The organism is Arcobacter caeni, assembly GCF_003063245.1.
GTDB lineage: Bacteria > Campylobacterota > Campylobacteria > Campylobacterales > Arcobacteraceae > Aliarcobacter > Aliarcobacter caeni.
This window is the reverse complement of record NZ_MUXE01000026.1, coordinates 1-10110: the sequence shown is the minus strand read 5'-3', so window position 1 is coordinate 10110 and position 10110 is coordinate 1. Positions and strand designations below refer to the sequence as shown.

10 protein-coding genes and 1 tRNA gene are annotated in these 10110 nt (G+C 28.1%); 3 read left to right on the top strand and 8 right to left on the bottom strand.

The window, feature by feature from the left end; translation table 11 throughout:
* Window positions 1-545: 545 nt before the first annotated feature.
* The 5 genes from B0174_RS12235 to B0174_RS11700 form a co-directional block, all read right to left on the bottom strand.
* A tRNA-Glu gene (locus B0174_RS12235) sits at window positions 546-621 on the bottom strand.
* Window positions 622-681: 60 nt separating this feature from the next.
* The gene (locus B0174_RS11715) at window positions 682-1125 is read right to left on the bottom strand and encodes a Sua5 YciO YrdC YwlC family protein (protein ID WP_108561228.1); all 444 of its coding nucleotides are present in this window, start codon (window positions 1123-1125) and stop codon (window positions 682-684) included.
* Between the two features lie 6 nt (window positions 1126-1131).
* Window positions 1132-4374: a carbamoyl-phosphate synthase large subunit gene (gene carB / locus B0174_RS11710; RefSeq protein WP_108561225.1), complete on the bottom strand. Its 3243-nt coding sequence runs from the start codon at window positions 4372-4374 to the stop codon at window positions 1132-1134.
* A gap of 72 nt (window positions 4375-4446) precedes the next feature.
* Window positions 4447-5073, bottom strand: coding sequence for a LysE family translocator (locus B0174_RS11705; protein WP_108561223.1), 627 nt, complete (start codon window positions 5071-5073; stop codon window positions 4447-4449).
* A gap of 15 nt (window positions 5074-5088) precedes the next feature.
* Window positions 5089-5772, bottom strand: a complete 684-nt coding sequence (locus B0174_RS11700; protein WP_228156463.1) for a HesA/MoeB/ThiF family protein — start codon at window positions 5770-5772, stop codon at window positions 5089-5091.
* 150 nt (window positions 5773-5922) lie between these two features.
* On the opposite strand from B0174_RS11700, the gene B0174_RS11695 reads away from it, so the two are divergent.
* Window positions 5923-6717 carry a polysaccharide deacetylase family protein gene (locus tag B0174_RS11695; RefSeq protein WP_108561220.1) on the top strand — a complete coding sequence of 265 codons (795 nt, stop codon included), beginning with the start codon at window positions 5923-5925 and terminating at the stop codon, window positions 6715-6717.
* A gap of 28 nt (window positions 6718-6745) precedes the next feature.
* Here the strand turns inward: B0174_RS11695 and xseB are convergent, their stop codons facing one another.
* The 3 genes from xseB to B0174_RS11680 all read right to left on the bottom strand — a co-directional run bounded on the left by xseB (window position 6746) and on the right by B0174_RS11680 (window position 8581).
* Entirely contained in the window at window positions 6746-6943 is a 198-nt protein-coding gene (xseB, locus tag B0174_RS11690; RefSeq protein ID WP_108561217.1) for an exodeoxyribonuclease VII small subunit, read from the bottom strand.
* Window positions 6944-8050: a homoserine O-acetyltransferase MetX gene (metX, locus tag B0174_RS11685; protein WP_108561214.1), complete on the bottom strand. Its 1107-nt coding sequence runs from the start codon at window positions 8048-8050 to the stop codon at window positions 6944-6946.
* A gap of 81 nt (window positions 8051-8131) precedes the next feature.
* Window positions 8132-8581: a protein tyrosine phosphatase family protein gene (locus B0174_RS11680; protein ID WP_108561211.1), complete on the bottom strand. Its 450-nt coding sequence runs from the start codon at window positions 8579-8581 to the stop codon at window positions 8132-8134.
* 97 nt (window positions 8582-8678) lie between these two features.
* On the opposite strand from B0174_RS11680, the gene B0174_RS11675 reads away from it, so the two are divergent.
* Complete coding sequence (locus B0174_RS11675; protein WP_108561208.1) at window positions 8679-9707, top strand: coproporphyrinogen III oxidase; 1029 nt, start codon at window positions 8679-8681, stop codon at window positions 9705-9707.
* Between the two features lie 12 nt (window positions 9708-9719).
* Entirely contained in the window at window positions 9720-9983 is a 264-nt protein-coding gene (locus B0174_RS11670; RefSeq protein ID WP_108561205.1) for a hypothetical protein, read from the top strand.
* Window positions 9984-10110 lie beyond the last annotated feature (127 nt).

Sequence of the window (10110 nt, the reverse complement as noted above, 5' to 3'; positions counted from 1 at the left end):
ATTTTATTATAATAGAGTTAGAAGTCATAGTTATTTAGGAAATTTATCACCTGTTAAATTTGAAGAAAAACAAGAAAAAGAAAAAGTGTTACAATCTGAAATGGTGGCTTAGGGATTAGCAAAAAAGTGTATGTTTTTTAGTTACCTCTCCAGTCCGAAGTGGCTATTGGTATCTATTAGCTTTATAAATTAAAGAACTTGTATAAGAAAAAATTAATTGCTTATACTTTTATGACTTGAATATAGAAGAAATTCTAATTATTTTAATCCTCTTTGTCAAGATATATAAATCTGTCAAAAAAATAATTTAAGTAAAAAATTATTAAGCTAATCTTTATATTCTAAATTTTATTAAAATTGCCATTCGATTTTGTAAATATTGAATTTTTTGATGTAGTTTTTTAGAATTTTTATAAATTTAGGTTTTTTTGTTCATTTCTTATAAATATTTTATAAAGTTAGTATTTTTATATAAGGTTGGAAATAAGTTGGAAAGTAGCTAAAAAAAGAAAACTTAAAAAGTTTTAGAAAGCCCTTTAAATCGATGGCGACCCCAGCATGATTCGAACATGCGTGTTCTGGAGGAAATCCAGACGTCCTTGGCCACTAGACGACAGGGTCATTTTTTTGAAGATTAGGATTATATTTTAGTTTGAGTTTGTTTTTGCTTAAAACTCATTATTATCGGATTATCTTTAATGATTTTTTCGATAATTTTATTATTCTTGAAGCTTTTGTTTCATAAAAACCTCTTTTATCTTCTACAATTATATCAGCACCAATAGTTGCGAAATCTTTATCAAACTTTTCAGCTGTTTTATTTGCTGATGTTGAATACAAAATTCCAAATTTATTTATAAAATCATAAAAATTAGAATCTTTATTTACAACTCTAAATGATTTTGTATTTGGATAAATAAATGTTGTTTTTTTACTATTTCTTACTTTTTTTCTAAAGTTTTTTGGAACTCTTGTATATTGAGTCAAAGTCTTGAAAGAATCAACTGTATGAAGTATTTTTTTTGATGTTGGTCTTTGTTTGATAGTTGAGAGTTTCTCATCATTTAAAGATGAGAAACCAACTGTTGTATCTGTTTGAACCAGATAAACTAAAGAAGAATCCATGAGCTCTTAATCGTTTAAGAATTCTTGGATTGATTTAGGAGTTGAAACATCATTTATTTTTAAAACTTTGATTGCTTCAACAGCTGCATTTGCAGCTGCAACTGTTGTAAAATATGGAACATTCATTCTTAAAACTGATCTTCTAATATCTTTACCATCGTCTTTTGATGACTCTTTTGCTTCACTTGTATTAATAGCCATTGAAATATCACCATTTGTTAATAAATCAATAATATTAGGTCTTCCCTCACTAACTTTTAATACTTTTTCACACTCAACTCCAGCTTCATTTATAATATTATAAGTTCCACCTGTTGCTACAATTGTAAAGCCATTTTCAGTTAAACCTTTTGCAATTGACGGAGCGAATTCTTTATCTAAATCACATAATGAAATAAATACTTTTCCAGCTTTTGGAAGGTCATTTTTAGCAGCAGTTTGTGATTTAGCAAATGCCATACCAAAGTTATCAGAAATTCCCATAACTTCACCCGTTGATTTCATTTCAGGACTTAAAAGTAAATCTGCACCAGTTAATTTATTAAATGGGAAAACAGCTTCTTTAACTGCAACATGTCCTTTTAATTTTGGTTTTAAAACACCATTACCCTCAGTTACAATATCTTTATCATAAACAGCAAGTGCATCTCTTAAAGTTTCACCCCACATAACTCTAGTTGCAACCTTTGCAAGTGGCATTCCTGTAGCTTTTGATACAAATGGAACTGTTCTTGAAGCTCTTGGATTTACTTCAATTAAATAAATCTCACCTTTGTGAATTGCATATTGAGTATTCATAAGTCCCACAACACCTAAACCTAAAGCCATCTCTTTTGTTTTTGTTTCTAATTGTCTAATTAAATCATCTGAAATTGAGATTGGAGGTAATGAACAAGCTGAATCTCCTGAGTGAATCCCTGCTTCTTCGATATGTTGCATAATTCCACCGATATAAACTTCTTTTCCATCACAAATACAATCAACATCAAGTTCTATTGCTCTATCAAGGAATTTGTCTATTAAAACTGGTGCATCATTTGAAACTGAAACTGCTTCATCCATATATTGTTTTAATTCATCAGTTGAATAAACAATTTTCATCCCTCTTCCTCCAAGTACAAAAGAAGGTCTTACAAGTACTGGATAACCGATTTTTTTAGCTATTGTGATAGCTTCAGTTACTTCAACTGCCGTTCCATTTTCAGGTTGTAATAATCCAATATTTTCAACAAATGCAGAGAATTTTTTTCTATCTTCTGCTAAATCAATAACTTCAGCAGTTGTTCCTATGATTTTTGCGCCCGCTTTTGTTAAAGCATTTGCAAGTTTTAGTGGAGTTTGCCCACCAAAATGTACGATAACACCATCTGGATTTTCTTTTTCAACTACACTTCTTACATGTTCAAAATCAATTGGTTCAAAGTATAAAACATCTGAAGTATCGTAATCTGTTGATACAGTTTCAGGGTTGCAGTTATACATTATTGTTTTTATACCCATTTCATTTAAAGCAAATGATGCGTGTACACAACAATAATCAAACTCAATTCCTTGACCAATTCTATTTGGTCCACCACCAATAATCATTACTTTTTTCTCGTTTGATTCTACTTTTGCAACTTTTGGCAATTTTGTAATGTTAGTAGTTGAATATAAATATGGTGTTAAAGCTTTAAACTCAGCAGAACAAGTATCAACTTCGTTGTATTCAAAATCAACATCTAAAGCTTTTCTAGCCTGATACACATCTTCTTCTGTTTTACCAATCAAAGTTGCAATCATTTTATCGCTAAATCCATTAGTTTTGATTTTTCTCATAAATATTTCATCTGTTAAAATAGATTCATTTATTGATGTTTCTAAATTAAATATTTCTCTAAATTTAGATAAAAACCATGGGTCAATTTTTGATAATTCAAAAATATCTTCATTTGTAAGTCCTTTTCTCATTCCCTCAAGAACATATAAAAGTCTTTTATCATTTGGTCTTCTAATCTCTTTTTTGATTAAATCTAAATCGCCAGCAATTCTATCAAATCCTACAAGTCCAGTTTCAAGCGAACAAAGAGCTTTTTGAATAGATTCATTAAAAGTTCTTCCAATTGCCATAACTTCACCAACAGACTTCATAGAAGTTGTTAAAGTTGAATCAGCTTTTGGGAATTTTTCAAAAGTAAATCTTGGAATTTTTGTAACGATATAGTCAATAACAGGTTCAAATGAAGCTGTTGTTCCTGTAATATCATTTTGAATTTCATCTAATGTAAATCCAACAGCCAATAATGTTGCTACTTTTGCGATTGGGTAACCAGTTGCTTTTGACGCAAGGGCAGATGATCTTGAAACTCTAGGATTCATTTCTATTACAATCATTCTTCCTGTATCTGGGCAAATTGAGAATTGTACATTTGAACCACCTGTATCAACACCAATTTCTCTCAAAATTGCAAAAGATGCATTTCTCATATCTTGATATTCTTTATCTGTAAGAGTAAGTGCGGGTGCAATAGTTACAGAATCTCCTGTATGAACTCCCATTGGGTCTAAGTTTTCGATTGAACACACGATAATACAGTTATCTTTATTATCTCTGATAACTTCCATTTCGTATTCTTTCCAACCAAGCATAGATTCCATAATTTCGATTTCATTAATTGGAGATGCTTCAATTCCTGATTCTGCAAGTTTTTTGAACTCTTCCATATTATAAGCAACACCACTTCCACCACCTGCTAGGGTAAATGAAGCTCTTGAGATTACTGGAAAACCGATTTCTTTTGCCACTTTCATAGCTTCTTCAACAGTATAAGCATTTGCACTTCTTGGTAAATCCATACCAATTTTTATCATTGCTTCATTAAAAAGATGTCTATCTTCACCTTTTTTAATAGCATCAGGATGAGCTCCAAGGAAAGCAACACCATCTAGCATACCTTTGTCATACATTGATGTAGCAACATTTAGTGCTGTTTGTCCACCCATTGTAGGTAATATAGCATCAATTTTTTCTTTTTCAATAATCTTAGCAACTACAGCTTCTGTAATTGGCTCAATGTAAGTTTTATCAGCAAATTCAGGATCAGTCATGATTGTCGCTGGATTAGAATTTATTAAAACAACTCTATACCCTAATTCTTTGAGCGTTTTTGTAGCTTGTGTACCTGAGTAATCAAACTCACATGCTTGACCAATAACGATTGGTCCAGAACCGATAAGTAAAATAGACTTTATATCTTCTCTTTTTGGCATAAAAATTCCCCATATATATTTTATAAAATTTGCTGAGTATATCTAAAAAGTGCTTAAAATTCGGTTATACACCTACTGTTTAGTAATAGCTAATTTCATTGCAAGCACTACAAAAATAAATGAAGCTAATTTATTTAAAATCATTTGAGAATTCTTAGATTTATTAAAAATATTTGATAAAGTACCTGAAAGAAGTGCTATTGAGCTAAATACTAAAATAGTAGCAACTATAAAAAGTCCTCCTAAAAGTATCATTTGAAAAGATACAAAACCTAAATTTGCATTTGTAAATTGAGGCAAAAAAGCCAAGAAAAAAATTGATACTTTTGGATTTGTAATATTCATAATAATTCCACGATAATAAAGTTTCTTATAATCAATCGTTATATTATTTTTTATATCAATTTTTTCACTAGAAGCATGAAAAATTTGCCATGCAAGATAAAGAAGATAAAACGCACCAACAATTTTTAAAATTGTAAATGCGATTATAGAAGTTTGAAAAATAACAGCAACACCTAAACTTACAGCTAAAGTGTGAAAGATAAGTCCCGTACATAAACCTAGAACTATAATTAATCCAGATTTTTTTCCCTGAAATATTGATTGTGTTAAAACAAATATATTATCAGGGCCTGGAATCAAAGCTAATAAAAATGAAGCTGAAAAAAAAGTTATTATAGTTTCCAATGAAAGCATATATTATTTCTAATTTTAGGCTGTTGGAAGATTGAATTTTTTTGTATTTAAAGCACCTTCACTATCAAAAGACAGATAATATAAAACATCTTTTTTCACACTAAGACCAGCTAAATATCTCAAAGCTAAATTTGCTTGAAGTGAACCTATGTGCATTACAATTGGACAAGCAATTCCATTTGGTTTTCTATCATTTATTTGGAAGATAGCTTCATAAGAGGCTTTTTCAAAAAAACAAACTTGTCCATGAAACTCTTCAACTGAGCCATAAATCCAAGGTTGATTGTGTTTCATACAATATTCATTAATTGCAGCCCTGGTTGGAAGATTGTCTGTTGCATCAATAATTAAATCAAAAGTTTGATTTTCTTTTGCAAATTCATCAAAACTTTTAGTATAAGCATTTACTTTTACATAAGGACATCTTGATTCCATAAGTTCTTTTAAAACTTCAGCTTTATATTTTCCATCGTCACCCACTTTAAAAGCTATTTGTCTATGAATATTATGAACTCCAACTGTATCAAAATCCACAAAAGTAAACTCCCCTATTCCAGAAGCTCCAAGTGCGATTCCTAAAGTACAACCTAAACCACCACTTCCAATAATTGCTATTTTTTTATTTTGAAGTGAATCTTGTATTTCTTGACCCCAAAGTTTTATTTGTCTATTAAAATATTCATTCATTTCATTTTGCATCATTTATTCCTTACTATATTACATAAGATTATTATTTTTATACTATTTTGTAATAATATCAAATTAAAATTAAAATACTATGACCAAACTCAAGTATTAATAATTTATGTATTGTATAATACGCAAAAAGAAAATAACATAAGGCAACAAATGAAAAAAATCTCTATTTTTCTATCACTTTCTCTTTTAGCTTTAACTGCTAATTCGGCTTCAACTAATCCTCAAGATAATTATGAAAAATTGAAACTATCTATTGAGAAAAAATATGAAAAACAAATTCCTAAACAATGGGGAGAAAAAGTAACAGGTGTTAAATCAAAATTAAATACAAATAAAAAAGTAATTGCACTTACAATGAATGCTTGTGGGATAGATGGTGGAATGGGTTATGATAATCATCTAATCTCATATTTAGAAAAAGAAAAAATTCCAGCAACTTTATTTGTAAATGGAACATGGATTGATAGAAATCCTGAAAATATGAAACATTTAGCTTCTAATCCACTTTTTGAAATAGGAAATCATGGATATTTACATAAACCAGCTTCTGTTGATGGTAAATCTGCTCAAGGAATAACAGGAACTGCAAATGTTTCTGAACTTTTTGATGAAATTGAATTAAATGCTAAAAAAATTGAGTTAATTACAAATAAGAAAACAAAATATTTCCGTTCAGCAACTGGATATTATGATGAAGTTGCTGTAAAAATTGCAAATAATTTAAAACATGAGGTTGTAGGTTTTTCTATTTTAGGAGATGAGGGAGCTACTTTAAGTGCTAAAAAAATCGAAGAAGCATTTATAAATGTAAAAGGTGGAGAAATTGCAGTAATTCAATTTAATCATCCAGAATCACAAACAAGAGATGGAATTATAAGAGTTATTAAAAAACTAAAAGAAGAAGGTTTTACTTTTGTTAAATTATCTGATTATCCTTTAAAATAATCAGATAACATAGGTTATTTTTTATATTCTACTCTTTATTTACAGTTGAAAAAATTAGTTTTGCTTCATCAAGAAGTTTTTGAGCATCTTCTAATTCTTTCACACCTGTTTTATAAACTTTTATAGAATCACTTAGTGTGATTTGTGGATTTGATAATTTCTCTAAAAGCTCTTTTGCTTTTATTATTTTCTCTTCAAAATTTATTTGTTCTATTACATCTGCCATTTATTTATCCTTTAAAATTTCTCGTATATGTTCTTCAAACTTTTCAACTTCAACCAAAAAAGAATCATGTCCTGATTGACTTTGTACTAATTTGTAAGTTACCTTATCTTTTTTACCTATTTTTATCATAATATCTCGTATCTCTTCCATTTCTTCTGGGAAAAAAAGCATATCATCACTAAATGCAATTAGATGTAAATTTGCTTGTACTTTATCAAATGAGTCTTCTAATTTATCTTTATTTCTTCCTGCATCAAAAATATTCATTGTTTTACAGGTATATAAATATGAAAGTGGATCAAAAACTTTTGGAAAACTGTATGCATTATATTTTAGATATTTCTCAACTTCAAATTCACCAAAAAGTTCATATAAACCATCAGTTTGAGAGTAATCTCTTCCGAATTTACTATTAAATAAATTTGGACTTAAATAGCAAATTAATCCAGCCATTCTTCCAAGTGAAAGTCCCACAAGACCTAATGCTTTTGGATCATCTTTTTTATAATTTCCATTATTAAAAATCGGATCATGTCTTATTGCTTCTATTCCTATTTTATTAAAAGCGATTGCCCAAGGTCTTGTATATGCAGTTGTTGCAAGTGCAATAACATTATCGGTAAATGTTGGCTGTTCTATTGCATAACAAAGAGCCTGCATTCCACCCATACTTCCACCAATTACAGCTTTTGCTTTTGTAATTTTTAACCTTTTATATAATTTCATCTGTGCTTTTACAATATCTGAAATAGTTAATACAGGAAATTTTAATCTGTATTCTTTTTTAGTTGAAGAATCAATACTCATAGGATTTGTTGAACCATAAGAACTTCCTATGTTATTTGAACAAATCACAAAATATTTTGTTGTATCAATAGCTTTTCCATCACCTATAAATTTATCCCACCAACCAGCTTTTGCTTCATTTGCATATCTTCCAGCTGCATGATGGCTACCAGAAAGTGCATGGCAAATTACAATAACATTTGATTTATCTTCATTTAGTTCGCCATAAGTTTCATAAATAATTTCAAAAGACTCTAAAAGTCGTCCACTTTCTAAGTATAAGTGTTCATTGAATTTTTCTACTTTTGTCTCTATTCTCAAACTATTTCCAATCTTTTTTTATTAAATTTAAGGTTTATATAATATCCAAACTATCATAAGAATAGGATTTATTAGATTATCTTATGCCTTAGATAAATCCTCAATAGATACTTTCATAAGCTCTTGCCAAATCAAGCTTGGTTTCCAAATATCAAATATAGTTAAATCTATTTCTTCAAAAGGTGTATTCAAAATATATTTATGATAAACATACATAAAAGCACTAACTCTATAATTTTTCGCGCAGTGAATCCAAACTTTATTTGCACCAAGAGATTGTAAAATATTTAAAAATAATTTTAAATCTGAGATTTTTGGATTTTCAAAATTTACAGGAATATGAATATAACTCATATTTAAACTAGCAACTATTTTATCTTCATTTTCTAAAGAATTTGAAGTTGTAGGAACAGCTAAATTTATAACAACTTCAAAACCTTCATTTGCAATAAGTTCAAATTCTTCAATTTTTAATTGTCCAGAAGTTGAAATTAACTCATTTATTTTTATATGATTTAAAATTTTATTCATTTTTAGCTCCCATTTTTTCTTATTCTATGATTATCTTTCTTATTCGTAAGTTAATTTAATTATAATTTCAAAATCGAAAATCAAAAAGGTTTTATAAATGACTATGTCAAAATCAAAAAAAGCCATAAACGCTTATAAAATAGTAAAAAATTTACAAAAAAGATTTGTTGATAAACTAAATAATCTAAGTTTACATTTTGGTGACAATAAAAAATTTGAAGAAGTTATGTGGTTGAGAAATAATGGACTTTTTGGTGGAGGAAGTAGATTTGAGTCAAAAGATGAATTTTTATTTAATACAGCAAGTGTAAATATCTCACAAGTTCATTATGATGAAGATTTAACAAAAAACTTGCAAAGTGCAACGGCAATTTCTACTATAATTCACCCAAAAAATCCAAATGTTCCATCAATTCATATACATATTAGTCTTACAAGTTTTAAAGACGGAAATTTTTATTGGCGAATTATGGCTGATTTAAATCCAAGTATAGAAAATATTGAAGATAAAAATATTTTTGAAAAAAGTATAAAAAAAGTTTCAAAAGAAAATTTTGAAGAGGGAATAAATCAAGGAAATAAATATTTTTTTATACCAGCTTTAAATAAACATCGAGGAACTTTTCATTTTTATTTAGAAAATTACAAAAGTGAAAATAAAAATCAAGATTTTATATTTGCTCAAGATTTTGGAGAAACAGTTATAGATACTTATATAGATATTATTTCAAATGCTTTTAAAACTAGACAAACATTTAGTATTTCAGATATAAAAAAACAGCTAGATTATCATACTTTATATCTTTTTCAAGTTTTAACGCTAGATAGAGGAACAACATCTGGGCTTTTAATTCATAATGAAAATGATGTAGGAATAATGGGTTCACTTCCAAAATTTGTAAATAAAAAACTACTAATTTCTTGGATTAAAAATATGGAAGAAGTTCAAAAAATATTATTAGAAAATATTATTTCTAATATAGACGATGATGGAGTAATAAATACTCAAACAAAAAAAAGATTAGCTCAAGTTGTAAGAAATCATTATAAAAGTAATCCTGATGCACTAAAATATCAAGCAAGTGGAACACTGATTCCAAACACAGTAAATAATCATATAAAATAAAAGGAAATAATTATGAATAGTATAGAAGAGTTAGAAAAATTATTAAAAACAGAAGTTTTAGTTCAAGTAAATGAGGAAATAAAAACAATTGAAAAATTGATTAAAAAACAAAAAAACAATGAAGATTTAAAAATCGAATTAAATTATATGCTTGATGTAAAAAAATATTATGATGAAGTAATAACGCATATTGAAGGAAAAATATTAAAAGAAGAAGATGCGGTCAAAATACTTCAAGATTTAGAAGATATGACAGATGATGAAGACGATATATAAGAGACTGTAAAATAAACTGTGTAAACCCACCAGTTACCCTTTAATTACTTAGTATATTTTGACACAATTTCACTGAAAAATATACTAAGTTGAGGGTAAATTTCAAACCAATTTCTAACACTAGACA